Below are 25,291 nucleotides of genomic sequence, written 5' to 3'. Positions count from 1 at the left end.
CAGACTCGCATCATAGCGTAATGGCTAAGGGCGGCTTCCCGCCGCCCTCTTCACTCACTGCCCGGTTAATCGCAGCGCGCTGCCCCGGGAGTCTCCTCCGCGCTCATATTCAGTAACGCGCTCTGAAAAGAGGCGGTGAACATCGGCCCGTGCGTCAATCCCGGGTAATTCCACCAGGCAACCGCAAGCCCGTCTTTTTGCAGGGCGGAAACGGCGTCGCGGGTTTTATTCAGGATATCGGAAACCGGAGTCTGCGCATTTTTCCCCGGTGAAGCGGAACCTTCCATGAAAAATAAACGCTTATGGCAATTTTTCGCGGCATCCATTGTGGTTAACCGGGTTAACAACGAGGAATTGTCTCTTCCCAGCGATGGGCTGGCGCTGTAGTAAAACCGAAAAAATGACGACGACAGCCACGAATCAAGGACGAATAAGCCGCCGTAGGAGTGTCCCCATACGCCGCGTCGTTCAGGATCGATGTTGAGTCCTTGTTCCGTTTGCGGCGCGATACGCGTCTCCAGCAGTCGACGGAAGTCCCCACTGCCGCCACCCGGTCGACGGTAGCGCCCCTCCGCCCCGCTTTTCACTTCCAGCGCGGGCGTATAATCATAGGCTCTGCCGTTCAGATCAAAGGGTAAGTGGGTCTGGTAGCCGATGGCGACAATAACGGGGGGCGTTTTTTCCGCCAGTTGTTTCAGCAAGTCCTCCGTCAGGCGGTCCATCACCGCGTTGCCATCCAGCATATACAGAACCGGATAACCCGACGCTGGCAGCGTTTTATCAGGAACGCCGGTCCAGACCTTGTAGTGCCTTTTTCCGTCGGCGGAGTCGAAATTTTCAACCCTGAAATGGTAAAACGCGGAACCCCGATCGGCGATATTCGGTCCCAGCGGCTCCATATCCGGCCTGGCGTACCCTTTCGCGCCATACAGCAAAGTAATGCAAGAGATCGCTAAAAACGGCGCCATGCGACGACGCCCATTTCGATACTCACGGCCATACATCTCTTCGTTATTCCTTTTTTACAGGTGAAATTCAGATTTTTACAACATTACATACAGTTACCCGAAAGGCCCTGTGGGTCAAGTAAACCGTTACGGCCTTCATTCACATTTAAAATTCTGGTGAATGTACTTTAATCACTTATTTCGCAAAACAATATAAGTTTGTGCAAAGTCTCACAGTAACCTATTTTTATGCACGTTATAGTGGCGGCAACAGCAAATAAACAAGGCCTCTATTCGTTATGAAAAACATCTTTACACTGACATTCCTCGCGCTAAGCTGCCTTTCCACGCACGCTATAGCCAGTGAAAAACTTGCCGGTAATGAAATTCTCGCCGTTCAGAAAGGCGGTGTCCCGGATAAGATTTATGAAAACAACAAGCCTCATTTAAGAATTGCGACCTATAACATCGGCAAAAATGAAGCGTCCGAAAATGTAGCTGATTTTACGTCGCTTAACGCCGCTATCAAAAAAATTGCAGCCGATATCATTGCGGTACCAGAGGTTGATAATAAAACCGCAAGAAGCCAAAAGATTGATCAATTGAAAACGATCGCCGATGCAAATAACTATCACTATGCCTTTGGTAAGGCGCTGGATTTTGACGGTGGTGAATACGGACTCGGCATTTTATCGAAATACAAAATTCAGCATACTCAGGTTATCAATTTACCCTCAGGCGATGCAGAACAACGGGTAGCATTACTGGCGCAAATTGAGGTTCCGGGTTTCGATACGCCGGTACTGGTCATGGTTACCCACCTTGACTGGCAAAAAGATCCCACCATGCGAATTGAGCAAGTCCGCCATCTGCTGGATGTCAGTATTGGCGATGCGTCATCCGATTTTAAAGATATCGCCTCTTCAATAAAAATTCTGGCTGGCGATTTCAACTCTACCCGTGACGAACAGCCGTTAAAAGAAATTGGCTATTTCTTTAATCCGGTTGAGAAACAGGGGACGGATTATCGTACATGGCCTGCGGTTAACCCGGCGATTGATATTGACCACATCTTCACTTTCAAGGGGCAAAAATGGGATGTGAAGAAAATAGACATTCCGCATAACTCCCCTGCTTTCACCTGGTCGTCGGCAAGCGATCATCTCCCCTTTATCGCGGATATGGAACTCACCGAGCAGTAACCTATTGGCAGGGATGGCGGGATTTCCGCTTTCCCTGCTGGCAACCGCACCGATCGCCAATAGCGCAAGGTGCATCAATCACAGATTTTGCCCTATACTGGAAAGCTGGCAAACACTGAACTAAACAGGTGATTGATGGATATTGATCTCGACAATCTGGTCTTTGACGGACTGGAGGAAGCGCAAGAGCGTAACGCTGAACGTGTGGAAGACGCAGATAAAAAAGCCCAGGCGGTTATTGCGGATGATGACTGCGGCGATGCCTGCAAAATATAACGACAGAACCGGCGTGATGCCGGTTTTTTTATTCAGGATTAAGCCGCAGAAAGCGCGCAGATTTCGTTCCAGTATGCCTCGCGCGTTTGTCGATGTTCAGCGTTCTGTTTTATCACGGAACCACTCCGGATCAATGTTGGCGATATCCACGCCATACAGGCTGGCGACAGGAAGAACAGACTCAACAATACGCTGAAGATGAGGCTCCGCATCGTACTGTCGGGTCTGTGGACGTGCCTTCACCACAGTATGCCAAAGACGTTTAAACCCATTCATCTTCTCCGCCCCTCTGTCTGTATGCTGGATGCGTTTTATTGCAGCGCATTCGCGTGAAAAAATGAAATACGAAATCCTGCCATCCTTGTGCATTTATTGCATTAGACCAGCCCATCTTAATTCACCGACCATTAACATCTGTTTTACTAATATCTTTTTGTATATAGATAAGAATCTTTTCTTATTTGGTGACGACGGCGAGTTGTGGGAGCGTAAAAAGACAAACCCAATCATGTCGCGAATGTAGCGGCCTTTTTGACCGCGACATGAATTATTTAGCGTCTCTACAGGGATATCAAAGAAGATGATGGCAACGACAATTCACAGCACTAAAAAAACATTACTGGCATTCAGTGCGCTATTCGCATCCGGTATTGCCGCGTTACCCGCCCAGGCCGATCAACTGGCGGATATTAAAGCCGCCGGCGTAGTGAAAGTGGCCACGTTCGATGCAAACCCGCCGTTTGGCTCCGTCGATCCGCAAACGCATAAAATCGTTGGCTACGACGTTGATTTTGCCGAAGCGCTGGCCAAATCGTTGGGAGTCAAACTGGAACTGGTCGCCACCAACCCAGCCAACCGTATCCCGTTACTGCAATCGGGTAAGGCCGATCTGATCGTCGCGGATATTACCATCACCCCGGAGCGCGCCCAGGTTATCGACTTTTCCGTTCCCTATTTTGTCACCGGGCAACAATTCCTGGTTCCGGCGACCTCCCCCGACAAGCTGGATGAGTACAGCCGCGCGCGAATTGGCGCGGTGAAAGGAACAACGGGGGAACAGGCGCTGCACCAGCGTTTCCCGCAATCCCGCGTGCTGGCCTATGATGATATCCCGCTGGCGCTGACCGCGCTGCGTAATGGCAACGTTCAGGCGATCACCCAGGACAGCACCATTCTGGCGGGCCTGTTAAGCGGGGCGCCGGACAAAGCCAACTTTAAAATCCTACCCGACCTGCTGAGCAAAGAGGAAATCGGCGTCGGGGTGAAAAAAGGCGAACCCGCGCTGTTAAAGGCGGTGAACGATGAACTGCTGAAGCTCGAGTCCACCGGACAGGCGGCCAAAATCTATGACGTCTGGTTCGGCCCCGAAACCAAAAATCCACAACCGCGCGCCTTTAAAATAGAAGCGAAGTAATATGCTCTCAGGTTTGTTTACCCGCTCCGCAGCTTCGGCTGCGGATTTTACGCATTTGCGTCAGGCACGCGTTGAACTGCGCGATGTGATCAAACAGTACGACGGGCACCGGGTATTAAACGGTGTCAATCTGACGGTGGAACCCGGAGAAGTCGTTACCATCCTTGGGCCATCCGGTTCGGGAAAATCCACGCTTATTCGACTCATCAACCAGCTTGAGTCATTAAGCGGCGGCGATATTTTTATCGATGATAAGCCCATTGGTCAGCTCAAGGGCGCAGCGCTGCGCCAGTTACGCAGCCGCATTGGATTCGTATTCCAGCAATTCAACCTTTACGCCCATCTGACGGCGCAGCAGAACATTACTCTGGCGCTGGAATATGTGCATGGCTGGAATAAAGAGGCCGCCCGGCAGCGAGCCCGCGAGTTGCTGGACCAGGTGGGTCTGGCTGAAAAAGCCGACGCATTTGCCGCCCAGCTCTCTGGTGGACAGCAGCAGCGCGTCGCCATTGCCCGCGCGCTGGCCTCCTCCCCGCAAATTATCCTTTTTGATGAGCCAACATCCGCGCTGGACCCGGAAATGATCGGCGAAGTCTTACAGGTCATGAAGAACCTTGCCCACAGCGGGATCACCATGATCGTCGTTACGCACGAGATGCACTTCGCGCGCGAAATTGCCGACCGTGTCGTGTTTATCGACGGCGGCGATATTCTGGAAGTCGCCTCGCCGGAAGTATTTTTTACCCGTCCGCAGCACCCCAGAACCCAGCGCTTCCTGAAGAAAGTGCTCGATCCGTTACACCAGGAGTCATCGTTATAATGCTTACTCTGGACTGGCAGGGGGTGCTGAGCGGGCAACCTCTGCAATGGGTCATCTCGGGTTTTTTGACCACGCTCTGGGTCACGCTGGCAGGCGTTTTGCTGTCGACACTGCTGGCGATTATCCTGCTCGCGCTACGTCTCTCCGGCAACGCATTCGGTCGCCGTCTGGTCGCTGCCTGGGTCTCGCTGTTTCGCAATACGCCTCTGCTTGTGCAGTTGATGTTCTGGTACTTCGCAGCGTGGAATTTTCTGCCCCGTGACGTGATTGATTTCGTTAATACCGATCATTTTTGGTCGATCCTGCCTGGCGATGTCTGGTGGCTGACGCCAGAATTTCTCTGCTCCGCATGGGGGCTGGGGGTATTCACATCGGCCTTCCTGGTTGAGGAGATCGCCTCGGGGTTGCAGGCGGTATCCGCCGGGCAGCGAGAGGCCGCGGTATCGCAAGGTTTTTCCGCGTGGACGACCCTCCGCCATATTCTGCTCCCCCAGGGGCTGGCAAACGCCTGGCAACCCATCGTGGGGCAATACCTTAACCTGATGAAACTCTCATCGCTTGCCAGCGGTATCGGCTTTGCCGAACTGACCTATCAGGTACGACAAATTGAAAGCTATAACGCCCATGCTCTGGAAGCTTTTGCCGTCGGCACCGCGCTCTATTTGCTGACCGGCATTGTATTGGGTCTGCTACTGGCGCGGCTAAACCCCGCCCCGGCCAAAAGAGTGAAGCCCAAAACGCGTATTTTCAGCCTCAGGAGTCCACACCATGATCGCTAATATTTCGGTCATTACCGACAATCTGGATTACCTACTGTGGGGACGCGCTGCTGATGGTCAACCCGGCGGCGTGCTTCTCACGTTGTTGATGGCGCTGGGTGCTGGCGTGCTGGCGCTTCCCGGCGGGGTGGTTCTCGCCTGTCTTGCCTGGCGATTTCCGGGCGTTATCCGTAATGGGCTGTTTCTCTGGGCGGAATTTATTCGCGGCATTCCGCTGATCTTCGTGATCTTCTGGATGTGGTATTTGCTGCCAATGCTTACCGGAAGCGATCTTCCCGGCGCCGTTACCGTCACGCTGGCGCTGGCCTGGTTTACTGCGGCATCGGTGATGCACTCCGTTTATGCTGGCATAAACGCGCTTCCTGCCGGGCAGTACGACGCCTCGGTAGTGCAGGGATTTCGCCCGTTTCAGGCATTATGGCTCATTCTGCTTCCCCAAGTGCTACGCAATGTAATGCCGTCATTGACCGGCATTTTTATCGGCCTGCTGAAAGACACGTCGCTGGCGTTTATCGTCAATGTTCCTGAACTGACTACCGTCGCCGGTCAGGTGAATAACCGGGTACAGATTTACCCGGCGGCCATTTTTATCTTTACCGGACTGGTCTATTACCTGCTCTGTTTTGGCCTGGAGAGATTCACCCGTCGACGATTCGCTATCCGATAAACGGCTCAACACTCAACAAACTGATGTTGTTCGTTGAGGCGATATTTTACCCCGGCGCGTATGTTGTTCTCGCCTTCAATGGCAACGGCGAAACGGGTACGTTCGCCATCGTGATACGCCAGCGCGGCACAGCCGCCGGGCCCCAGTATCAGGGAGTCAACGTGCCCGGTGCTGGCGATGACCGCATTGTCACCGCTGGTAACGAGATGAACATTCTCTCCGCTGTTGGCAATTCTGGCATTGGCGCCAAAGCTGACAACCTGCGCCAGATCGCCATTGCTGGCAATATTGCTCCTGTCACCCAGCGTGCTGATGCGCACCCGCATTCCCGCGCTGGCAATACGACTCCCGTCACCGGCGCAGCTTACGCGGGTTGAGTTCCCTGCCACCGCCACCCGCGCGCGATCGCCGGAACAGCCTATATGCGTGTTGTAGCCTGCGCTGCCAATGCGCGCGCAGTACCCCGCGCTGGCAATCTGCGAAGCGTACCCCACGCTGGCAATTTTGATGTTATCGCCCGCACATCCCAGATGAACGTTATCGTCCGCGCAGGCAATGTGTTCGCTATTACCGTGGTGCGACTGCGCACTCACCAGGCTGTCCATCGCGCTGATATCCTGACGCGCAAAGCTCTCCTCATCCAGCCAGCGTGACCAGGCATATTCCACCAGACTATTTGCCCAGTCGAGATAGCCTTCACCGCTCAGCGCCCGATGCACGTCGGCGTAGCTGCCGCCATTCGGAAAGCGACGGACAAACCAACGATACATGACGGGCCCGACTCGCCAGGTACGTAAATCCTCTCGCGTAATGATCATCCGTTAGTGCCGATGATAGCCATCAACCATGCAGCGGAAGGTCTCACCGGGCGTACGACCTGTCGTGCAAAGGTAAAGATGACCGAAGATAAAAAAGAGGCTAACGATCGCCAGCGCGAAATGCGCCTGCAACAGCCAGTAACGCACGCCGGGGAACAGATCGCTCGCCGCCTGCGGATAAAGCGACAGTAGTCCGGTTATCAGCAACAGCGGCACCAGGCCGTACATCACCCCGAGATAAGCGGCCTGCTGTAACGGGTTGAATTTAGACTGTGTGGTGGCGGGAAACGGATGTTCCTCACCCTGCATAATGCCGAACAGATAGAAGCGGGTCTGCTTCATCGCCCGGCCAATCCAGCCCTCGCGGCGAATAATATAATGGTGTCCGTTGCCGCCCAGCATGTTGATCAAAACAAAACCCAGCCAACACGCCAGCAGCAGAAAACCGCAGATCTCATGCACCGTCAGCAGGCTCTTCATCACCGACGCGCCAACCAGCGAGAAATGATTGATCAGCCCGCTGCCAAGCAGGAGCACAAACAGTAGCGCATTCGACCAGTGCCACAATCTCACCGCTTTTGAGTACAGGTAAACCTTTTCACCGTGACCGGCCGCGGCTTTGTTGGCGGCGCGAAACCGCAGCATGGCATGCAGCCCCAACACCAGCCACATCGCTACCAGCATCAGTCCGGCGATGACTAACCAGACAGGCCAGTATTCGGGAGAAAACACGGGGACATAGTTCGCCAGTTGGGCATGGAACTGTTCAGCATTCTGCGACGCGTTCATACATTTTCCTTTTTAATCAAATGTTGACCGAACCGGCGATACAGATGCGGTTTTCCGGCGCCTGCGAGTTGGTGTTGATAGAATTTGTTCTCCTTCAGCCAGGTCTGAATTTCCGGGCTGTCTTCACGACCAAAAATCAATGCGTGCTCCGGGCAAGCATTCACGCAAATCGGCGGGAACCCCTTTGCCAGGCGAGATTCGGCGCAAAAGTCGCATTTATCCGCCACTTTGGTTTGTGGATCGAGATAACGCACCTGATACGGACAAGCGCCTATACAGTAGCTACAGCCGATACAGCGCGATTCATCTACCCGCACAATACCGCGCTCATCACGCCAGGAGGCGCCGGTCGGGCAAACATCAATACAGGGCGCATCTTCACAGTGCTGGCAGGACTGGCGGAAATAGTGATAAACGGTTTCGTTTTCATTATCCGAAACAGGAATATGCGCGATGGATAAACGACTGCCCTGAGCCGGAACGTGGTTGGTCTTGCGACACGCCCGGGCACAGAGATTGCAGCCGTTACACCGGGATTCGTCATGAATCATGGCATAACGCACCGCTTTGCTATTCTTCGTGTTCGCTAACAAATTTTGGCCGGGCCCGCTGAAAAAAATCACCGTCCCCATACCAAGCACAAATTTTCGTCGAGTGAAGGACATCTGGTTATCCTCTAATCCGGTGGCAGCGATCGCCCACGCTTTCCATGACATCACCCTGAACAATCAGGGATTCTGAAACTGCTCAACCTCAAGCCATTCGCATAAGCCATATGCCTTGCCGTAGCTCATAAAACGTTCGCTAAACAGATACGGCACGTCGTTGGACGACGCCACACGGCGAATATCCGCGTAATCCGGGTGCGTGTCGATCGCGGCAAGGGCTGTCTCTATTTGCTGCGGCGCAAAGCGGTATGGCGGTTGTTCCAGCATGGCGACCTTGTAGGGTCGCGGATAGGTCTGGCAATCAAAACGCACCGCCTGTGCGATAGCCCGGCAAATATCGTTCTCCACCACCTGCACACACATGTCGGCATAGTTAGCGGTCATGGTTTGCGTCGAGTAGTAATAATCATCCTGAGCACCCTGTACGCAGGCGATATCCGCCCCTGTCTCGCTCTGAAGCAGCGTCTCCAGCAGCGGCATTAACGCCTCTTCCTCCACTGAATACGGCGGTTGCAGGAAAAGCGCGCGAGCCACTAGCTGGCCTGAAGCAGAATGCTGGCGGATGAACTCCGCCATGATCTCTGCCGGACTCGCGGGAGGCGTTGGTTCATCCACTCGCCTTTCATGCTGATGTAAGCCTTGCAGCCACTGCCGCTTTTCAATATCCACCTCAGGCGTGGAGTGTTCGCCCTCTGAATGACTCATCTCACCTTCCTTACGCTGGCAGCAGATTCTGCGCGGCCAGATCGGCGGCGACATCCTCAAGACCGAGGCGATGCAACGTTTCTCGCGTCGGGCATCCCAGTTCAGGGTCCCAGCCCATCTCGGTATAAAAGAGCGTCAGGGATTCACGCATATCGTCGCGATCCATTTTGTCAGTCCCTTCAGTGAACACCGGAATGTTGGGGTCCTTGTCAAAAACCCACGAACAGATGAGATCGTGTTCATTGCGCATGTCTTTGGTCTGCATCAGTTTGACGGTATAGGCGCGATGGAGCGTGAAGATACGTTCTGCGGCTAAATCAAGGCTCGCCTGGGTGGTTTCATCCCCGGTCACCGCCTGGAAAAATTTCGCTTCCAGGTCCAGATCCCCACGATAATTTCGGCTCTTTAACGGCGAAACGGTCATCGGCCAGACCCAGTTGCACAGCGTCACGGCGTTATGCAGGCAAACTTTGAGCAGCGTCCATTTGGCATACTTGATTTTCGCCGCGTTGATCGGCGTGTAATTTTTAGTCTCGTCGTAGGCGTCTTCAGAACCAAACAGTTCCGCCGCGACCTCTCGCTGTAGCTTCAGCGGTAAACCAGAACCAATAAAGTTGATGTGGGTGTGGGTCATGCAGTCACGGTTAAACATGCAGTTGGTAATTGCCCCCACCTGCGCCGACGCTTCGTTAGCATGGTGTACCGGATAGCCAAACGGCGACCACAGTTTGTTTTTATCGTACGCCCAGTATTCCTCACCCAGATTCCAGCGCTCGGCAATGGCGTATGAACCATCCGCAAGATGGCTCAACTCTCCTTTGCGATGCGCCAGGCGATAGTAGAAATCCTTGATAAAGTTGGGATCGCCCGCTTCCAGTTGATCCCAGCGGATCTCCGCATATTCCTCAGCCGGCAGCACGCGCTTGAACACGCCTTTGCTGTAGCAATACGTGAAGTCACGGTGCAACTGCCCGTAGTTACACCAGATACCGTAGTCGTCAAACAGGTTCAGGCCGATCAGATTGCCGATAACGCGGCCATCGTCCTTGTCGTCAAAATCTTTCGGGCCGTGCGGGAAGATCGTGGTATGGACAAAGTTTGCCACGCAGGTATTCCCCCCGGTGCTCGGTACACCAAAATCCTTTACCCGTGGAATATTGAGCTGCGACATGCAGCGGATCGGGCATGAGTGGCAACCGCTCATTTTCACGGTGTATTTTTCAGCCGCCGGACCTAAGTCAAACACGGATTTATAGGTGCGAAAGCCGACCGTATTTTGATTACCCGGCGGGATCTCGCCGGTTTCAACAGGCCCGCCCTCTGCGGCCCCCCAGAACAAGCCTTTACGCGCCGTCCAGCGCGAGGCCGGTGAGGAAAATTCCGCCCATGCCTGCGGAGTGCTCGGCACAACATGATTATTATTAGCGCCAATCAGCTCCGTCATCATGTAGTCATTCAGCCGCTTCATCTCTTTGCGATCGGCAATATTGACCCCTTTGGTGCCCTCAACGGCAATGGCCTTGAGGTTTTTCGACCCCATCACCGCGCCGGTTCCCGCCCCGCCGCTGTGGTTACGGCTGTTGAGCATACAGGAGAGCGGCACCAGGTTTTCACCCGCCTGACCAATGGCCGCCACGCAGGTCTCCGGGCTGGTCATACGGCAGATCTCTTCGGTCGTGGCGCGCGTCCCTTTGCCCCACAGAAAATCTGCTTTTTCGAGGCTGACCTTGTCATCTTTAATATTGATCCACACAGGCGAAGCGGATTTACCCTCAATAATAATCGCGTCGTACCCGGCAAATTTCATTTGTGCCGCAAAGAAGCCGCCCATATGCGCGTCGACAACCAAATTACCTTTAGTAAACGTAGAGAGCGAAGTGATATTGACGCGGGAACTACAGGGCGCGCCAGATCCGGTCAGCGGGCCGGTGGCAAATACCAGTTTATTTCCTTCATCGAAAGGTTTCGTGCCAGGCGGGACTTCGTCATACATAATTTTGTAGCCGACCCCCATTCCGCCGACAAATTTTTTATATTTACTGGAATCTTCGAGGGTAATATCGCCTGTTGTAAGATTGACCCGTAATATATTACCTGTCCAACCGTTAGCCATAATGTTTTCCTTTGCAAGATTCAAACAGTAATATCTTTCCACTCGATAACTTTCAGCGCCCCTGTTGGACAGGCGCTGGCGCACTCGCCGCATAAAACACATTTTGACGATTTTTTCGTTTCGCTGTTTACGGTAGCCATCATCCAGGGGCAGGCAGTGGTACAGGCGCTACAGCCAATACATCGCTTATGATCAACCGCGATGCAGCCATCGTCCTGTTTCCAGGTAATTGCGCCGATTGGGCAGACCTTCATGCACTGCGGGTCCTTACACTGGCGACAGGTATCTGCGGTGTAGTTTAAATCGCCATACAGGCCGCCGCCGGAGCCGACGCCGTTGTCGCCAAAGAAGTAATTACGGTGAATCTTAATGCGGGAGAAGAACGAGCCCACGGCGCCATCGTTGTAATTGGTGCAGGAGATTTCGCAGCGATGGCAGCCTGTGCAGCGGGCGCGTTGAGTCACTAAGACCCCTTTGGGCGTGTTTATCAGTCCTACCGTACCGCTATCAACGTCTTCCTGTTTGCAGCCAAAAAGTGACAGCAGCGCGGGAGCGATAGTTAATCCTGCCAGACCCTTTCCTGATATACGCAGAAATTCGAGCCGCGTTAAGCCAAAATCTAATATTGGACGTTCGACCTGGTTCATTTATTTCGCATCCTCTTCGCAAACACAGTGCTGACAACACCCGATGTTTTGCCCTAACCGGATCGCATACGTCATATCATTAAATACAAATAGACTAATCCTAAAGAGTTAGGCGCATAAATAATGTGGTTATTCAGTGCTATTAACTTTGATCGTTATCAATTAAAAACCGGAAGTGAAATAATAAAAGCGGAGTGATATTTATTATCATTTAGAGGATATAAAACACGGCAACCTATTAATAATTAATAATGTGACCTCGTTCCCATTATTAATATCAATCGCCTTCGTTATATATTAATATACATATCGATATTAATATAAACGCGATATCTGATTATTTACAAGGTGAAGAATTTAAATACCGGGAATAAGGGATGACGAAGCGAGCGCCATCCCTGAGAGAATTATCCTGCCAGGGCTTTGATAACCGTTTCCATCGCCTGTTTTTCAAGTTCGCTGCGCTGGAGTCGCTGGTTCGCCATGGCGGTTCGTAACACTCCCGCAATCACGATATGCTTCGGCTCTTGCCCCAGGTCGCGCATCTCCAGAACCACTTTGCCAACCACTCTGCACATCTCACGGTACAGTTCGTCGTCTTTTGTCAGGTTTCCCATTATTGTCTCTCATCGCCAGCACAAACAAACAGCATATATCACTCTAACCATGAAGACAAAACTCAAATAAATCAAACAAATAAACAGAGTGACTATTCAACTTAACCGATATCCGTCACCTCACACTCTGTAACTTGCTCACCCGTTCAGTCAGGCTCTTTTATAGGCCGGATAAGCGTCACGCTATCCGGCACTACGTGGTATTAGTTATTGACCGGAATCACCGCGCCTTTGTACTTCGTGCGGATCCAGTCCTGAATCTCTTTTGAGTGCAGAACGTCAACCAACGCCACGATGTCTTTTTTCTTCTCGTCGCCACGGTGTACGGTAATGATGTTGGCGTACGGATTGTTTTCTCCGCTCTCAACGGCGATCGGATCGTTAACCGGGTCCAGACCTGCGTCGATAGCGTAGTTGGCGTTAATCACCACCGCATCGCCTTCATCGTTGTTGTACATCTGTGGTAACAGCGCCGCTTCCACGTTCGGCAGGAACTTCAGTTTTTTCGGGTTATCCACGATATCGCTGATGCGCGCGCTGACCTTATCCACGTCCGGCTTCAGTTTGATCACGCCCTCTTTTTCAAAAATCGACAGAATACGTCCCTCTTCAGAGACCGCGTCACGCATAATGATCCTGCCGCCTTCCGGCAGATCTTTCAGCGATTTGTATTTTTTAGAGTAGATGCCGATCGGCTCAATATGAATCGCCCCGGCGCTGACGAAATCATAGGTTTTATCACCCGCATGATCTTTCAGCACGCTATTCAGGTACGGGATATGCTGGAAGTAGTTGGCGTCAATTTCACGACCGGCCAGCGCGGTATTCGGCAGAATGTAATCCTGGAAAGGTTTAATCTCCAGATCGATCCCCTGTTTCGCCAGAATCGGTTTCGCCTGCTCAAGGATTTCCGCATGCGGTACGTTAGAGGCGCCAACGGTCAGCGTATCCGCCCAGGAGGCGAAGCTCAGGGCGCTTAAGGTTGCTGCGGCGAGTAATGTCAGTGATTTTTTCATGATAATGGTTTCCGTATTTTATTAGCGTTTATCTAACAGAGAGGTGATCACATCGCCGCAGAACTGGATAATGAAGACGATGATCAGGATAGTCACCGTCGCCACCAGCGTGACGTCGTTGTGGTTGCGCTGGAATCCTTCCAGATAAGCCAGGTTCCCTAAACCGCCTGCCCCAATCACTCCGGCCATCGCGCTGTAACTGACCAGCGCAATCAGCGTCACGGTGATCCCGGACACCAGTGCGGGTGATGATTCAGGCAGTAAAACCCGAAAAATAAGTGTGCTGAGACGTGCGCCCATCGAACGCGTGGCTTCAATCACTCCTCTGTCAACCTCGCGCAGTGCGATTTCAACCAGACGCGCATAAAACGGCGCCGCCCCGACAATCAGCGCCGGCAGCGCAGCGTTCGCGCCGAGAATGGTGCCGACCAGCGCTTTGGTAAACGGGATCAGCAAGACGATCAAAATGATGAACGGGATCGAGCGAAAAATATTCACCACCAGCGAAATGACGCTATACAGCGTGCGGTTCTGAAACAGCCCGCCGCGCGCGGTCAAAAATAACGCCAGCCCCAGTACAATCCCCAGCACAAACGTCGCGATACCGGAAAGCGCCGTCATATAGAGCGTTTCCTGCGTTGCCGCAAAAAGTTGTTCCCATTTCAGATGGGGAAACAGATTCTCAACCATGTTGTACTACCTCACCTTCAATATCGCTCTGCCGCAAATCCGCCAGAATATTATTCAGTTGTTCTTCCGTCGCCACGACGTGCAGCCACAGTTGGCCAAACACGCCATGCGCGGTTTGCGTCATCTTGCCGTGTAAGATATTGAAAGGCAGGCCGTAACGCAGGGTAAGCTCCCCTACGATCGGCTGATGCGTACTGTGCCCGGTGAAGGTCAGCTTAATCACCGTCCCGCCCAGCTCGCTCGCCAGCTGCGGGTTAAACGCCTCCTCTTCGGCATACTGACTTACCTGGCGGACAAACTGCCGGGTAATCGGCTGTTGCGGATGAGTAAAGACGTTCAGCACATCGCCTTCCTCCACCACTCTGCCGTTTTCCATCACCGCAACGCGATCGCAGATTTTGCGCACCACATGCATCTCGTGGGTAATAAGCACAATCGTGAGCTGGAAGCGGCGATTAATATCGAGCAGCAGATCCAGAATCTGATCGGTGGTTTGCGGGTCCAGCGCGGAAGTCGCCTCGTCGCAGAGCAGCACATCCGGGTTATTTGCCAGCGCACGGGCAATCCCCACACGTTGCTTTTGCCCGCCGCTCAGTTGGGATGGGTAAGCATTCTCACGCCCGGTTAATCCCACCAGGTCGATCAGCTCCGCCACCCGCGCCTTGATTTTTGCTTTTGGCGCGCCCGCGATTTGCATAGAAAAAGCGATGTTTTCGCTGACGGTACGCGACCACAGCAAATTAAAGTGCTGAAACACCATGCTGATTTTCAGCCTCGCCTGGCGCAGGGATTCTCCTGTCGCCGCTGAAATATCATGACCATTGATGGTCACGCTGCCCACGGTCGGTTTTTCCAGACCGTTCAGCAAACGAATCAACGTACTCTTTCCGGCGCCGCTGTAGCCAATAATCCCGTAAATTTGTCCCTGTTCAACCGTCAGATTAACGTTATCCACTGCGGTAATGGACAGCTTGCCGGGCGTAAAAACTTTCGAAATATTTTTCAGGACGATCATATCGTTATCGTATCCGCTGCTGCTTATGGTTATCCTGCCAGTGCTTTTAGCTGTTTAGCAGTATGGATGTCCAAACGAGTGTAATCAGGGTGTTTCTGCTTTTAAATGACCAAAAAGGAATTTGATATATCCGCAAGGAATAAGAGAGGCGTAGCGCGGGAAAATGGCTTTAGTACAATTTCGGCAACCTTTATGCAGGGAGCGGCATTATCCTTAACGCGAGCAGCGTAAGCTGTTGAATTAATCGACAAAAACAGGGCCATTCGGCCATCAATACCGCCAGACGACCACACGGCTAAACGTCCTGCCATCCAAATAGCGTTTTATATTCCATTCTGTTCTTATTCACAGACAAACATTCTTTAGGCGTGCATTTTGGCAACCCTATTATTTCGTCATGTTATTCACTGACGGATATTCACCATGACAACGTTTCACTCCGTAACGGAACTGATTGGCAATACGCCGCTGCTTCAGTTGCATAAGCTGAATAGCGGCGTAAGCGAACTCTTTTTGAAACTGGAGAACCAGAATCCGGGCGGTTCGATTAAAGATCGCGTCGCGCTTTCTATGATCAATGAAGCGGAAAGACAGGGGCTGCTAAAACCCGGCGGCACGATTATTGAAGCGACGGCGGGCAACACCGGGCTGGGGCTGGCACTGATCGCCGCGCAAAAAGGTTATGCCCTGACGCTGGTCGTGCCGGACAAAATGAGCCGTGAGAAGATCTTCCATTTACGCGCGCTTGGCGCACAGGTGGTATTAACCCGCTCAGACGTCAACAAAGGTCATCCGGCCTATTATCAGGATTACGCACGCCGTCTGGCGCAGGAGACGCCCGGCGCCTTCTATATTGATCAGTTCAACAACGCCGCGAACCCGCTGGCGCATGCTTCCACCACCGCCCCCGAATTGTTTGCCCAGATGGATGGCCGCATTGACGCCATCGTGGTCGGCGTCGGTTCCGGCGGCACGCTGGGCGGTTTACAGGCATGGTTTCGCGAACACTCCCCGCACACGGAGTTCGTGCTGGCCGACCCCGCCGGTTCAATCCTTGCCGATCAGGTCGAGACAGGCACATTCGGCACCGCCGGTTCCTGGCTGGTTGAAGGGATTGGCGAGGACTTTATTCCGCCGCTCGCCCACATCGAATCCGTTTCACAGGCCTTTCGCATCAGCGATAAAGACGCCTTCGCCACGGCGCGCGAGTTGCTCAGAACCGAAGGCATCCTTGCCGGTTCATCGACCGGTACGCTGCTCGCCGCCGCCCTGCGCTACTGCCAGGCGCAGACGCAGCCAAAGCGCGTGGCGACCTTCGCCTGCGATAGCGGCAATAAGTATCTCTCGAAAATGTTTAACGATGACTGGATGCGCCAGCAAGGGCTCATCACCCGGCCACAGGCTGGCGATCTGAGCGACTTCATCGCCTTACGTCATGACGAAGGGGCAACCGTAACCGCCGCGCCGGACGATACGCTGGCGACCGTGCTGGCGCGTATGCGCCTGTACGATATTTCGCAGTTGCCGGTTCTTCAGGAGGATCAGCTTATCGGCATTATCGACGAATGGGATCTGATTACGCATATTCAGGGCGATAACCCGCGTTTTTCCCTCCCGGTAAAAGAAGCGATGACGCGCGAGGTGGTCCGGCTTGATAAACGTGAACCGGAAAGCGCGCTGAAACCTATTTTTGATCGCGGCCAGGTGGCTGTGATTGTCGACAACGACCAGTTCCTCGGCCTGGTCACCCGTAGCGATGTGCTCACCCACTGGCGCAACCGCCTGGATAAATAAGGAACTCTCATGAAATCGTATTCCACACTTAGCGTCCATAGCGGAACCTTTTCTGACGCGCACGGCGCCGTTATGCCGCCGATTTATGCGACATCGACGTTTGCGCAACCCGCGCCGGGTCAGCATACCGGATATGAATATTCACGCAGCGGCAACCCGACGCGCCATGCGCTGGAAACCGCCATTGCCGAACTGGAAGGCGGTACGCAAGGTTATGCCTTCGCGTCCGGTCTGGCGGGCATCGCTACCGTGCTTGAGCTTCTCGATAAAGACAGCCATCTGGTGGCGATTGACGATGTCTATGGCGGCACCTATCGACTGATTGAAAATGTGCGCCGTCGCAGCGCCGGATTACAGGTAAGCTGGGTGAAACCTGACGATCTGGCCGGTATTGAAGCCGCGATTCGTCCTGATACCCGCATGATCTGGGTAGAAACGCCGACAAATCCGTTACTAAAACTGGCCGATCTGGCGGCCATTGCCGATATCGCGCGTCGCCACCAGCTTATCAGCGTGGCCGATAACACCTTCGCTTCGCCGTTGATCCATCGTCCTCTTGATCTGGGGTTCGATATCGTGGTGCATTCCGCGACGAAATACCTGAACGGCCATTCAGACGTCGTCGCCGGACTGGCGGTCGTCGGGGACAACCCGGCGCTCGCACAACAGCTGGGTTATCTGCAAAACGCCGTCGGCGGCGTACTGGACCCATTTAGCAGTTTTCTGACATTACGCGGTATTCGCACGCTGGCCTTGCGAATTGAGCGGCACAGCGGCAATGCGCTGACGCTGGCGCAATGGCTGGAAAAACATCCGGCGGTAGAACACGTCTGGTATCCGGGGCTGGCGTCGCATCCTCAGCATGCCCTTGCGCGCCAGCAGATGTCACAGTTCGGCGGGATGATCTCCATCGTCATAAAAGGCGATGACCAGCGCGCCACTGACGTTATCACGCGGCTGAAATTATTCACCCTGGCGGAAAGCCTGGGCGGTGTTGAAAGCCTCGTCAGCCAGCCGTTTACCATGACTCACGCCTCTATTCCGCTTGAGCAGCGTCTGGCGAATGGCATCACCCCACAGTTGATTCGCCTGTCAGTGGGCATTGAAGATGTTCAGGATTTGCAGGACGATTTAGCTCAGGCGCTCGCCGGGTAGTTGCGCAACGCCGCCCTTTCCCGGGCGGCACAACGCAAGGATCATAATTAACGCTTTAATAACAATTTGTTGTGAATCTGCACAGATGTTTTTTGAAACGCTGTTTTCATTTTCCTTTTGTGTAAATTTCAGCGTATAATGCGCGCCAATTGTCTCTTGAATGGTTTCAGCGCATTGGACTGCAAAACTCAACGACTAAAAAACACGCCATCCCGTTGGGCTGAAACACGAGCACACATTCCTCTGCACGCTCTTTCGATGTCACCTATCCTTAGAGCGAGGCAACACCACTTTCGCAACACAGGTTTAGCTTCAAGGCCGTGCGCCCCTGAAGCCAGATTTCCATATCCTTCTCAACTTAAAGACTAAGACTGTCATGAAAAAGACGAAAATTGTTTGCACCATCGGTCCGAAAACCGAATCTGAAGAGATGTTAACCAAAATGCTGGACGCAGGCATGAACGTTATGCGTCTGAACTTCTCTCACGGTGACTATGCAGAACACGGTCAGCGCATCAAGAATTTGCGCAACGTAATGAGCAAAACCGGTAAAAAAGCCGCAATCCTGCTCGATACCAAAGGCCCGGAAATCCGTACCATTAAGCTGGAAGGTGGTAATGACGTCTCCCTGAAAGCGGGCCAGACCTTCACTTTCACAACGGACAAATCCGTTATCGGCAACAGCGAAATGGTTGCCGTCACTTACGAAGGTTTCACTTCTGACCTGTCCGTAGGCAACACCGTACTGGTCGACGATGGTCTGATCGGCATGGAAGTCACCGCGATCGAAGGTAACAAGGTTATCTGTAAAGTGCTGAACAACGGCGACCTGGGCGAAAACAAAGGCGTTAACCTGCCGGGCGTTTCCATCGCGCTGCCAGCACTGGCTGAAAAAGACAAACAGGATCTGATCTTCGGCTGCGAACAAGGCGTTGACTTTGTTGCCGCGTCCTTTATCCGTAAGCGTTCTGACGTTGTTGAAATCCGTGAGCACCTGAAAGCGCACGGCGGCGAGAACATCCAGATCATCTCCAAGATCGAAAACCAGGAAGGCCTGAACAACTTCGATGAGATCCTCGAAGCGTCTGACGGCATCATGGTTGCTCGTGGCGACATGGGCGTTGAGATCCCGGTTGAAGAAGTTATCTTCGCGCAGAAGATGATCATCGAAAAATGTATCCGCGCGCGTAAAGTCGTTATCACCGCGACCCAGATGCTGGATTCCATGATCAAGAACCCGCGTCCGACCCGCGCAGAAGCTGGCGACGTGGCGAACGCCATCCTCGACGGCACCGACGCAGTGATGCTGTCCGGCGAATCCGCAAAAGGAAAATACCCGCTGGAAGCCGTCACCATCATGGCGACCATCTGCGAACGTACTGACCGCGTGATGACCAGCCGTCTGGACTTCAATAACGACAGCCGTAAACTGCGCATCACCGAAGCAGTGTGCCGCGGCGCGGTTGAAACTGCCGAAAAACTGGAAGCGCCGGTCATTGTCGTTGCGACTCAGGGCGGTAAATCTGCTCGTGCAGTGCGTAAATACTTCCCGGACGCCACCATTCTGGCGCTGACCACCAACGAAGTGACCGCGCGTCAGCTGGTGCTGAGCAAAGGCATTGTGCCGCAGCTGGTGAAAGAAATTAACTCTACTGACGACTTCTACCGTCTGGGTAAAGAAGTCGCTCTACAGAGCGGTCTGGGCCAGAAAGGCGACGTTGTGGTCATGGTTTCCGGCGCGCTGGTACCGAGCGGCACGACCAACACCGCATCTGTTCACGTCCTGTAATAATTCCTGTGTGAATTAATTTTCTGAATAAAAAGCGCCCTCGCGGCGCTTTTTTTATTTAATCGATAGCCACTCTTAATAAAAAATCAAATCGGATTTCACTATCTAATCGCAGATTATCTAAGACGAATCCGATGGAAGGATTCTGTTTTCACTCGGTTTTTTAGCCATTTTAGCTCAATTCGATGCTTCTTTGAGCGAACGATCAAAAATAAGTGCATTCCCGTCAAAAAAATATTCTCAACCTAAAAAAGTTTGTGTAATACTTGTAACGCTACATGGAGATTAACTCAATCTAGAGGGTATTAATAATGAATCGTACTAAACTGGTACTGGGCGCGGTAATCCTGGGTTCTACTCTGCTGGCTGGTTGCTCCAGCAACGCTAAAATCGATCAGCTGTCTTCTGACGTTCAGACTCTGAACGCTAAAGTTGACCAGCTGAGCAACGACGTGAACGCAATGCGTTCCGACGTTCAGGCTGCTAAAGACGACGCAGCTCGCGCTAACCAGCGTCTGGACAACCAGGCTACTAAATACCGTAAGTAATAGTACCTGTGTAATAAAAATGGCGCACATTGTGCGCCATTTTTTTTGCCTGTGTTTTCCCTTCTCTGCTACTGCGTTGCCCGGGTTTCAACGCCGCTTCCGGGTTGGCTGTTTTGCGCGGACTCCACCACAGAGCGACCAGAAGCTATCGGCGCCTGCCCTGATGTAACGGCAACCGGATATCCCGCCCGGCGATACAGCGCGTTTTCCACCAGACGTTCATCCACCTCCTGAGTCGCCTTAAACTGCGTAAAGCCTGCTGGCAGCACATACGGCATCGTCTGTACGTTTTGCTCATCTTCAGGCGACAGCGGGCGATGTACCTCAACGTAACGCATTCCATTTGGTTCCACGGCGAATTTCACCGGTTCGTTAATCACCCGTACCGGCGTTCCCGTTCTGACCTGCGCAAACAGAGCTTTAATGTCTGGCGCGTTCATCCGAATACAGCCGGAACTGACGCGTAACCCGACGCTGTCCGGGGCATTGGTGCCGTGAATGAGATACTCACCGTTGCCGTATGCCAGGCGCAGGGCGAAGCGTCCTAACGGGTTATTTGGCCCGGCGGGCACCACCGGCGGCAGCGTAATGCCGCGTTCAAGCGAGCGTTTGCGGATACCTGCCGTCGGCGTCCAGGTCGGATTCGGGATTTTTTGCCCGACGCGCGTCGCCATTACCGGCGTTTCCAGCCCCTCTAAACCAATACCGATAGGGTAAACCTGAACACTATTTTCACCCGGCGGGAAATAATAGAGTCGTAACTCCGCCAGGTTCACAATAATGCCTTCACGCGGCGCATCGGGTAATAACAGTTGAGATGGAATGATAATCGGCGTCCCCGGTTTAGGGACCGGCGCGATGGTATTATTTGCCTCCAGGATCAGCATTGCGGCAGTATCAAAACGCCGGGCAATCGCCTGTAAGTTTTTATCCCCCGCTTGCACGGTATAGGTTTGATTCTGCCCGACAAGGCGACTGTTTGCTGGCGGCAAGGGGTAATCCACTGCCCAGGCCGCCTGAAATGCGCTGTAAGCGCCGAAAAGTGTAACTGCAATGAGAGACGCACGTTTCATATCCACCCCCCTGGCGTTTTGCCGGATGGCGGTTAAATGCCTTATCCGGCCTACGAGTCACGTAGAGCTGTACGCCATCTGGCGTTCTACGTCTTTTCAGTTTAGCTAAGAGTTGCGGCTCTGGCGCGGATCGCGCGAATCATTGCTTCCAGTCCTTGTGAACGGGAGGGCGTGAGATGTTGCGTCAGCGCCATTTTTTCAAACCACGGCCGCACATCAAAATTCACAATATCCTGTGGCGTCATCTGATGATACAAAATGAAGACGATGGCAATTAACCCTTTTACTATTGCTGCATCGCTGTCGCCCTGCAATTCAATAACGCCGTCAGCGTTCTGACGCATAACAATCCATACCTGACTCTGACATCCCTGAATACTATTTTCCGGGCGACGAGCCTGCTCATTTAATTCCGCCAGACGCTGCCCCAGTTCAATAATGTACAGATACTTTTCTTCCCAATTGGCGCAACGCTGAAAATTACGCAGCAATCTTTCTTTATCTGGTAGCGCAGCCATAGCGTCTCCCTGTTATCCCAGTAGGCGATGAATACGTTTTAGCCCGGTTGCCAGACGATCCACTTCTTCATGGGTGTTATACATTGCTATCGACGCCCGGCACATGGCGGGAACGTTGTAATACGTCATCAGCGGCATTGCGCAGTGATGGCCGGTTCGCACGGCGATACCGTAATTGTCGAGGAAGCTGCCCACGTCATAGGCGTGGTGTTTGCCCAGATTAAAGGCGATGACCCCCAGCCGGTTAGCCGGGCCATATAGCGTCAACTCCGGCACGTCCGCCAGCTGTTCCAGCGCATAGTGCATCAGGTTTTGTTCATATTCGCTGATTTCCGCCAGCCCTAACGCGCAAACGTATTCAATGGCGGCACCAAGGCCGATAATTCCGCCCGTGTTCGGCGTCCCCGCCTCAAAACGCCAGGGCGCTTTGGTCCAGGTCGTCCCTTCCGTCAGACTAACGGTCGCAATCATCGAACCGCCGCCTTCCCACGGCGGCATATCCTGAAGCAGTTCCTCCCGGACATACAGCACGCCGATACCGGTGGGGCCATACAGCTTATGCCCGGAGAAAACGTAAAAATCACAATCCAGCGCCTGAACATCCACCGCATGGTGCATTACCGCCTGCGCGCCATCAACCAGCACTTTCGCGCCATACTGATGCGCCAGCGCGATCATTTCAGGAAGCGGGTTTTCCGTTCCCAGCACGTTCGACACATGCGCGATAGCCAGCAGCCGGGTACGCTCATCAAACAGCGACGGGAGCGTATCCAGCTGCAACGTGCCGTCCGTATTGAGCGGAATGACGCGCAGTTCCGCCCCTGTACGCGCGCACAGCATCTGCCAGGGGACGATATTGGCGTGGTGCTCCATCTCGCTGATGATGATGTTATCGCCAGCCCGAACATTCTCCGGCCCCCAGCTGTTGGCAACAAGGTTGATGCCCTCTGTCGTCCCGCGCACAAACACCAGCTCTTCCGCTGAACGGGCGTTAATGAACAGCGATGCCTGTTTACGCACATTTTCCATCTTCTCGGTGGCCTGCGCGCTCAGCGTATGGATGCCCCGGTGCACCGCCGCATAGCCATGACGGTAAAACTCCGCCTCAGCGTCAATCACCTGGTTGGGCTTTTGCGCACTGGCCGCGCTATCCAGATACGCCAGCGGCAGCCCGTTGACTTCACGCGTCAGGACGGGAAAATCAGCCCGCACTTTTTCGATGGGAAATGTCATGCTATGCCTCCCGGCAGGCGAAGCCCTATTCGCGCCAGCACCTGTTGTTTAAGCGCGTCATCGCCGAGGGCTTCCGTCAACTCAGCGGCAAACGCGTAGAGAATCATCTGTCTGGCATCCTGCTCTCCAATCCCGCGTGAACGCAGGTAGAACATCTGTTCGTCATCAATCCGTCCTACCGTCGCCCCGTGGCTGCATTTCACGTCATCGGCGTAAATCTCCAGCTGCGGTTTGGTGTCCACCTCGGCAAGTTTACCGAGCAGCAGATTGTTATTGGTCATTTGTCCGTCGGTTTTAATAGCGTGCTGCGCCACGTTGATCAAGCCATTGAATACCGCCCGACCTTTATCGCTGACAATGGTTTTATGCAACTGACGGCTGTTGCAGTAACCCTTGTTGTGCTCCAGCCACGTACGGGTATCACACACTTCGTTTTTCACCGGCATCGCCAGGCTGTTAATCCGCAACGTAGTGTTTTCACCGTTTAACTGGGTGCTGGTGTTATGTCGCAGCACGGCATCGCCCAACAGGAAACTGTGGCTGTGCGCGCTTGCATCCGCCGCCAGCAGAATGTCGTTATGGGCAAAGTGATGGCTCACCGGGTTTTCAAACGCCAGTTTGATGTGGTGCAGATGCGCATTCGCCGCTACGTTCATGGTCAGACGCGCCCCAGTGAAGTGCCGTGCCGCGTTAAGGCTGACATAGTGCTCTATCACCGTCGCCTCTGCCCCTTCCGCCAGTTCCAGGTGGTGGCGGTAGTGCGCAGTGTTGACCTCATCGCCTTCCAGCCCCTGCGTGATGTGCATCAGCAGCAACGGCTTAGAGGGCCGCTGGTTGCGCTTAACGCTGATGTGCGTCACGCTCTGCGCCAGGCTTTCCGTCAGATGCAGGAAAACCTCCGGCTGAACCGGTGCGGCCAGCGCCTGACGTTCGTCGTTGATCGCAATGTCGAAACCGCTGGCTGTAGCGCTGTCGCTAAGCTGCGGGCTGAACTGGCCGTCAATAAACACCAGACGCACAGCGTCGATATCCAGCGCCAGCGCGTCGCGCTGTTCCTGAGTAACCTCGGCAAAACGGCTGACAAACTGGCTACTGACCAACCCTTCCAGCGGCGTGTATTTCCAGTTTTCATGCTTACGCGTCGGCAGCCCCAGGCGCAGCATCTGTTGTAAATGCTGCTGCGCGTGCGCCGAGCGGGATTCGCCCTGCGCCTCAAACAGATGGTGCCATTGTTGCAGCGCGTTACTGCTGTTCGGTAAGCCAGCCATATCCTTGCTCCTCCAGTTGTTTGACCAGAGTGAAATCGCCGGACTTCACAATCCGCCCCTGATACAGGACGTGGACGTAATCAGGTTTGATGTAGTCCAGAATACGCTGATAGTGCGTCACGATAATGAATGATCGTTTACCGTCACGCAGCGAGTTGACGCCTTCCGCGACAATTTTCAGCGCATCAATATCCAGCCCGGAGTCAGACTCATCAAGAATGCACAGTTCCGGCTCCAGCACCGCCATTTGCAGAATATCGTTACGTTTCTTCTCACCGCCGGAGAAGCCCACGTTTACCGAACGGGTCAACAAATCTTCCGGCATCTTTAAAAGCGCGATTTTCTCTTCCATCAGATCCTGAAAATCAAAACGATCCAGCGACTCCTGACCACGATAGCTGCGCACGGCATTCAGCGCTGTTTGCAGGAAAAACTGGTTGCTGACGCCAGGAATTTCTACCGGATACTGGAACGCCATAAAGATGCCTTCGCCCGCCCGCTCCTCTGGCGACAGTTCCAGTAAATCTTTGCCTTTAAATTCGACAGAGCCGCCAACCACTTCATAATCTTCACGGCCCGCCAGCGTCGCGGAAAGCGTACTCTTCCCGGAACCGTTCGGCCCCATAATGGCATGCACTTCTCCGGGTCTGACGTCGAGGTCCAGACCGCGCAGAATCGCTTTATCTTCCACACTGACCTGTAAATCTTTAATGCTTAACATGTGCTTTCC

Annotated in this window: 28 protein-coding genes; 11 read left to right on the top strand and 17 right to left on the bottom strand. The window is 53.5% G+C overall.

The annotated features are described in order from the left end of the window. Nucleotides 1-65: 65 nt before the first annotated feature. Entirely contained in the window at nucleotides 66-1,004 is a 939-nt protein-coding gene (locus tag OGX84_RS09015; RefSeq protein WP_112002404.1) for an alpha/beta hydrolase, read from the bottom strand. Between the two features lie 242 nt (nucleotides 1,005-1,246). Between OGX84_RS09015 and OGX84_RS09010 the strand changes: the two genes are divergently transcribed. Further along, complete coding sequence (locus OGX84_RS09010) at nucleotides 1,247-2,149, top strand: endonuclease/exonuclease/phosphatase family protein (protein ID WP_110494299.1); 903 nt, start codon at nucleotides 1,247-1,249, stop codon at nucleotides 2,147-2,149. Nucleotides 2,150-2,284: 135 nt separating this feature from the next. Then, entirely contained in the window at nucleotides 2,285-2,425 is a 141-nt protein-coding gene (locus OGX84_RS09005) for a hypothetical protein (RefSeq protein WP_096753850.1), read from the top strand. 96 nt (nucleotides 2,426-2,521) lie between these two features. Here the strand turns inward: OGX84_RS09005 and OGX84_RS09000 are convergent, their stop codons facing one another. Continuing rightward, nucleotides 2,522-2,701, bottom strand: coding sequence for a hypothetical protein (locus OGX84_RS09000; protein ID WP_024130375.1), 180 nt, complete (start codon nucleotides 2,699-2,701; stop codon nucleotides 2,522-2,524). 304 nt (nucleotides 2,702-3,005) lie between these two features. Here OGX84_RS09000 and OGX84_RS08995 point away from each other — a divergent pair, with 304 nt between their 5' ends. From OGX84_RS08995 to OGX84_RS08980, 4 genes are read left to right on the top strand one after another with little or no spacing between them, the layout of a single operon-like run. Beyond that, on the top strand, nucleotides 3,006-3,839 hold the full coding sequence (locus tag OGX84_RS08995; RefSeq protein WP_058669054.1) for an ABC transporter substrate-binding protein: 834 nt from the start codon (nucleotides 3,006-3,008) through the stop codon (nucleotides 3,837-3,839). Between the two features lies 1 nt (nucleotide 3,840). Then, on the top strand, nucleotides 3,841-4,659 hold the full coding sequence (locus OGX84_RS08990; RefSeq protein WP_112002403.1) for an amino acid ABC transporter ATP-binding protein: 819 nt from the start codon (nucleotides 3,841-3,843) through the stop codon (nucleotides 4,657-4,659). Then, nucleotides 4,659-5,438: an amino acid ABC transporter permease gene (locus tag OGX84_RS08985; RefSeq protein WP_112002402.1), complete on the top strand. Its 780-nt coding sequence runs from the start codon at nucleotides 4,659-4,661 to the stop codon at nucleotides 5,436-5,438. Before OGX84_RS08990 ends, OGX84_RS08985 begins: the two co-directional genes overlap by 1 nt. After that, nucleotides 5,428-6,105: an amino acid ABC transporter permease gene (locus tag OGX84_RS08980; protein WP_012132563.1), complete on the top strand. Its 678-nt coding sequence runs from the start codon at nucleotides 5,428-5,430 to the stop codon at nucleotides 6,103-6,105. Before OGX84_RS08985 ends, OGX84_RS08980 begins: the two co-directional genes overlap by 11 nt. 5 nt (nucleotides 6,106-6,110) lie before the next feature. Here OGX84_RS08980 and ydhT read toward each other — a convergent pair whose 3' ends face one another. The 10 genes from ydhT to OGX84_RS08930 all read right to left on the bottom strand — a co-directional run bounded on the left by ydhT (nucleotide 6,111) and on the right by OGX84_RS08930 (nucleotide 15,183). Next, on the bottom strand, nucleotides 6,111-6,875 hold the full coding sequence (gene ydhT, locus OGX84_RS08975) for a protein YdhT (RefSeq protein WP_502873616.1): 765 nt from the start codon (nucleotides 6,873-6,875) through the stop codon (nucleotides 6,111-6,113). A 51-nt stretch (nucleotides 6,876-6,926) separates the two neighbouring features. Continuing rightward, nucleotides 6,927-7,712: a thiosulfate reductase cytochrome B subunit gene (gene phsC, locus OGX84_RS08970; protein ID WP_286457859.1), complete on the bottom strand. Its 786-nt coding sequence runs from the start codon at nucleotides 7,710-7,712 to the stop codon at nucleotides 6,927-6,929. Next, nucleotides 7,709-8,377 (bottom strand): 4Fe-4S dicluster domain-containing protein, encoded by a 669-nt coding sequence (locus tag OGX84_RS08965; RefSeq protein ID WP_286457858.1) that lies wholly within the window; start codon nucleotides 8,375-8,377, stop codon nucleotides 7,709-7,711. The genes phsC and OGX84_RS08965 overlap by 4 nt, the downstream gene beginning before the upstream one ends. Before the next feature lie 63 nt (nucleotides 8,378-8,440). Then, nucleotides 8,441-9,085 carry a YdhW family putative oxidoreductase system protein gene (locus OGX84_RS08960; protein ID WP_115181689.1) on the bottom strand — a complete coding sequence of 215 codons (645 nt, stop codon included), beginning with the start codon at nucleotides 9,083-9,085 and terminating at the stop codon, nucleotides 8,441-8,443. Between the two features lie 10 nt (nucleotides 9,086-9,095). Beyond that, nucleotides 9,096-11,198: an aldehyde ferredoxin oxidoreductase gene (locus tag OGX84_RS08955; RefSeq protein ID WP_286457856.1), complete on the bottom strand. Its 2,103-nt coding sequence runs from the start codon at nucleotides 11,196-11,198 to the stop codon at nucleotides 9,096-9,098. Nucleotides 11,199-11,218: 20 nt separating this feature from the next. Beyond that, entirely contained in the window at nucleotides 11,219-11,845 is a 627-nt protein-coding gene (locus tag OGX84_RS08950) for a ferredoxin-like protein (protein ID WP_012132569.1), read from the bottom strand. A 407-nt stretch (nucleotides 11,846-12,252) separates the two neighbouring features. After that, a complete protein-coding gene (fumD, locus tag OGX84_RS08945) occupies nucleotides 12,253-12,462 on the bottom strand; it encodes a fumarate hydratase FumD (protein WP_012132570.1) in 210 nt (69 codons plus the stop codon). A 203-nt stretch (nucleotides 12,463-12,665) separates the two neighbouring features. After that, nucleotides 12,666-13,478 (bottom strand): MetQ/NlpA family ABC transporter substrate-binding protein, encoded by an 813-nt coding sequence (locus OGX84_RS08940; RefSeq protein ID WP_012132572.1) that lies wholly within the window; start codon nucleotides 13,476-13,478, stop codon nucleotides 12,666-12,668. A 21-nt stretch (nucleotides 13,479-13,499) separates the two neighbouring features. Beyond that, the gene (locus tag OGX84_RS08935; RefSeq protein ID WP_012132573.1) at nucleotides 13,500-14,168 is read right to left on the bottom strand and encodes a methionine ABC transporter permease; all 669 of its coding nucleotides are present in this window, start codon (nucleotides 14,166-14,168) and stop codon (nucleotides 13,500-13,502) included. Further along, nucleotides 14,161-15,183, bottom strand: coding sequence for a methionine ABC transporter ATP-binding protein (locus OGX84_RS08930; RefSeq protein WP_047457318.1), 1,023 nt, complete (start codon nucleotides 15,181-15,183; stop codon nucleotides 14,161-14,163). The genes OGX84_RS08935 and OGX84_RS08930 overlap by 8 nt, the downstream gene beginning before the upstream one ends. A 423-nt stretch (nucleotides 15,184-15,606) precedes the next feature. Between OGX84_RS08930 and OGX84_RS08925 the strand changes: the two genes are divergently transcribed. The 5 genes from OGX84_RS08925 (at nucleotide 15,607) to lpp (ending at nucleotide 20,469) form a co-directional block, all read left to right on the top strand. Further along, a complete protein-coding gene (locus OGX84_RS08925; protein ID WP_071258175.1) occupies nucleotides 15,607-16,977 on the top strand; it encodes a pyridoxal-phosphate dependent enzyme in 1,371 nt (456 codons plus the stop codon). Between the two features lie 9 nt (nucleotides 16,978-16,986). Next, nucleotides 16,987-18,132 carry a trans-sulfuration enzyme family protein gene (locus tag OGX84_RS08920; RefSeq protein ID WP_012132577.1) on the top strand — a complete coding sequence of 382 codons (1,146 nt, stop codon included), beginning with the start codon at nucleotides 16,987-16,989 and terminating at the stop codon, nucleotides 18,130-18,132. Between the two features lie 174 nt (nucleotides 18,133-18,306). Then, a complete protein-coding gene (gene ynhH, locus OGX84_RS08915) occupies nucleotides 18,307-18,501 on the top strand; it encodes a protein YnhH (protein ID WP_244264181.1) in 195 nt (64 codons plus the stop codon). A 7-nt stretch (nucleotides 18,502-18,508) separates the two neighbouring features. Beyond that, nucleotides 18,509-19,921, top strand: a complete 1,413-nt coding sequence (gene pykF, locus OGX84_RS08910; protein ID WP_012132579.1) for a pyruvate kinase PykF — start codon at nucleotides 18,509-18,511, stop codon at nucleotides 19,919-19,921. A gap of 311 nt (nucleotides 19,922-20,232) precedes the next feature. Further along, nucleotides 20,233-20,469 (top strand): murein lipoprotein Lpp, encoded by a 237-nt coding sequence (gene lpp, locus OGX84_RS08905; protein WP_001082307.1) that lies wholly within the window; start codon nucleotides 20,233-20,235, stop codon nucleotides 20,467-20,469. 68 nt (nucleotides 20,470-20,537) lie between these two features. Here lpp and ldtE read toward each other — a convergent pair whose 3' ends face one another. From ldtE to sufC, 5 genes are all read right to left on the bottom strand, one after another. Further along, nucleotides 20,538-21,542, bottom strand: a complete 1,005-nt coding sequence (gene ldtE / locus OGX84_RS08900) for a L,D-transpeptidase LdtE (protein WP_286457854.1) — start codon at nucleotides 21,540-21,542, stop codon at nucleotides 20,538-20,540. A gap of 101 nt (nucleotides 21,543-21,643) precedes the next feature. Continuing rightward, nucleotides 21,644-22,060 (bottom strand): cysteine desulfuration protein SufE, encoded by a 417-nt coding sequence (gene sufE, locus OGX84_RS08895; protein WP_275375448.1) that lies wholly within the window; start codon nucleotides 22,058-22,060, stop codon nucleotides 21,644-21,646. Nucleotides 22,061-22,072: 12 nt separating this feature from the next. After that, nucleotides 22,073-23,293 carry a cysteine desulfurase SufS gene (gene sufS, locus OGX84_RS08890; protein WP_012132582.1) on the bottom strand — a complete coding sequence of 407 codons (1,221 nt, stop codon included), beginning with the start codon at nucleotides 23,291-23,293 and terminating at the stop codon, nucleotides 22,073-22,075. After that, nucleotides 23,290-24,561: a Fe-S cluster assembly protein SufD gene (gene sufD, locus OGX84_RS08885; RefSeq protein ID WP_047457329.1), complete on the bottom strand. Its 1,272-nt coding sequence runs from the start codon at nucleotides 24,559-24,561 to the stop codon at nucleotides 23,290-23,292. Before sufD ends, sufS begins: the two co-directional genes overlap by 4 nt. Continuing rightward, on the bottom strand, nucleotides 24,536-25,282 hold the full coding sequence (gene sufC / locus OGX84_RS08880) for a Fe-S cluster assembly ATPase SufC (protein WP_286457852.1): 747 nt from the start codon (nucleotides 25,280-25,282) through the stop codon (nucleotides 24,536-24,538). The genes sufD and sufC overlap by 26 nt, the downstream gene beginning before the upstream one ends. Nucleotides 25,283-25,291 lie beyond the last annotated feature (9 nt).

The sequence above is a fragment of the Citrobacter sp. CK202 genome (assembly GCF_030333225.1).
In the GTDB taxonomy this organism is placed as follows: domain Bacteria; phylum Pseudomonadota; class Gammaproteobacteria; order Enterobacterales; family Enterobacteriaceae; genus Citrobacter_B; species Citrobacter_B koseri.
Note: the sequence above shows the minus strand (reverse complement) of the source record. Positions and strands in the feature narration are given on the sequence as shown.

Excerpts from the sequence above, each read along its gene's own strand:
- OGX84_RS09015 (WP_112002404.1), bottom strand. The coding sequence starts at position 1,004 with ATGTATGGCCGTGAGTATCGAAATGGGCGTCGTCGCATGGCGCCGTTT.
- OGX84_RS09010 (WP_110494299.1), top strand. The coding sequence starts at position 1,247 with ATGAAAAACATCTTTACACTGACATTCCTCGCGCTAAGCTGCCTTTCC.
- OGX84_RS09005 (WP_096753850.1), top strand. The coding sequence starts at position 2,285 with ATGGATATTGATCTCGACAATCTGGTCTTTGACGGACTGGAGGAAGCG.
- OGX84_RS09000 (WP_024130375.1), bottom strand. The coding sequence starts at position 2,701 with ATGAATGGGTTTAAACGTCTTTGGCATACTGTGGTGAAGGCACGTCCA.
- OGX84_RS08995 (WP_058669054.1), top strand. The coding sequence starts at position 3,006 with ATGATGGCAACGACAATTCACAGCACTAAAAAAACATTACTGGCATTC.
- OGX84_RS08990 (WP_112002403.1), top strand. The coding sequence starts at position 3,841 with ATGCTCTCAGGTTTGTTTACCCGCTCCGCAGCTTCGGCTGCGGATTTT.
- OGX84_RS08985 (WP_112002402.1), top strand. The coding sequence starts at position 4,659 with ATGCTTACTCTGGACTGGCAGGGGGTGCTGAGCGGGCAACCTCTGCAA.
- OGX84_RS08980 (WP_012132563.1), top strand. The coding sequence starts at position 5,428 with ATGATCGCTAATATTTCGGTCATTACCGACAATCTGGATTACCTACTG.
- ydhT (WP_502873616.1), bottom strand. The coding sequence starts at position 6,875 with ATGTATCGTTGGTTTGTCCGTCGCTTTCCGAATGGCGGCAGCTACGCC.
- phsC (WP_286457859.1), bottom strand. The coding sequence starts at position 7,712 with ATGAACGCGTCGCAGAATGCTGAACAGTTCCATGCCCAACTGGCGAAC.
- OGX84_RS08965 (WP_286457858.1), bottom strand. The coding sequence starts at position 8,377 with ATGTCCTTCACTCGACGAAAATTTGTGCTTGGTATGGGGACGGTGATT.
- OGX84_RS08960 (WP_115181689.1), bottom strand. The coding sequence starts at position 9,085 with ATGAGTCATTCAGAGGGCGAACACTCCACGCCTGAGGTGGATATTGAA.
- OGX84_RS08955 (WP_286457856.1), bottom strand. The coding sequence starts at position 11,198 with ATGGCTAACGGTTGGACAGGTAATATATTACGGGTCAATCTTACAACA.
- OGX84_RS08950 (WP_012132569.1), bottom strand. The coding sequence starts at position 11,845 with ATGAACCAGGTCGAACGTCCAATATTAGATTTTGGCTTAACGCGGCTC.
- fumD (WP_012132570.1), bottom strand. The coding sequence starts at position 12,462 with ATGGGAAACCTGACAAAAGACGACGAACTGTACCGTGAGATGTGCAGA.
- OGX84_RS08940 (WP_012132572.1), bottom strand. The coding sequence starts at position 13,478 with ATGAAAAAATCACTGACATTACTCGCCGCAGCAACCTTAAGCGCCCTG.
- OGX84_RS08935 (WP_012132573.1), bottom strand. The coding sequence starts at position 14,168 with ATGGTTGAGAATCTGTTTCCCCATCTGAAATGGGAACAACTTTTTGCG.
- OGX84_RS08930 (WP_047457318.1), bottom strand. The coding sequence starts at position 15,183 with ATGATCGTCCTGAAAAATATTTCGAAAGTTTTTACGCCCGGCAAGCTG.
- OGX84_RS08925 (WP_071258175.1), top strand. The coding sequence starts at position 15,607 with ATGACAACGTTTCACTCCGTAACGGAACTGATTGGCAATACGCCGCTG.
- OGX84_RS08920 (WP_012132577.1), top strand. The coding sequence starts at position 16,987 with ATGAAATCGTATTCCACACTTAGCGTCCATAGCGGAACCTTTTCTGAC.
- pykF (WP_012132579.1), top strand. The coding sequence starts at position 18,509 with ATGAAAAAGACGAAAATTGTTTGCACCATCGGTCCGAAAACCGAATCT.
- lpp (WP_001082307.1), top strand. The coding sequence starts at position 20,233 with ATGAATCGTACTAAACTGGTACTGGGCGCGGTAATCCTGGGTTCTACT.
- ldtE (WP_286457854.1), bottom strand. The coding sequence starts at position 21,542 with ATGAAACGTGCGTCTCTCATTGCAGTTACACTTTTCGGCGCTTACAGC.
- sufE (WP_275375448.1), bottom strand. The coding sequence starts at position 22,060 with ATGGCTGCGCTACCAGATAAAGAAAGATTGCTGCGTAATTTTCAGCGT.
- sufS (WP_012132582.1), bottom strand. The coding sequence starts at position 23,293 with ATGACATTTCCCATCGAAAAAGTGCGGGCTGATTTTCCCGTCCTGACG.
- sufD (WP_047457329.1), bottom strand. The coding sequence starts at position 24,561 with ATGGCTGGCTTACCGAACAGCAGTAACGCGCTGCAACAATGGCACCAT.
- sufC (WP_286457852.1), bottom strand. The coding sequence starts at position 25,282 with ATGTTAAGCATTAAAGATTTACAGGTCAGTGTGGAAGATAAAGCGATT.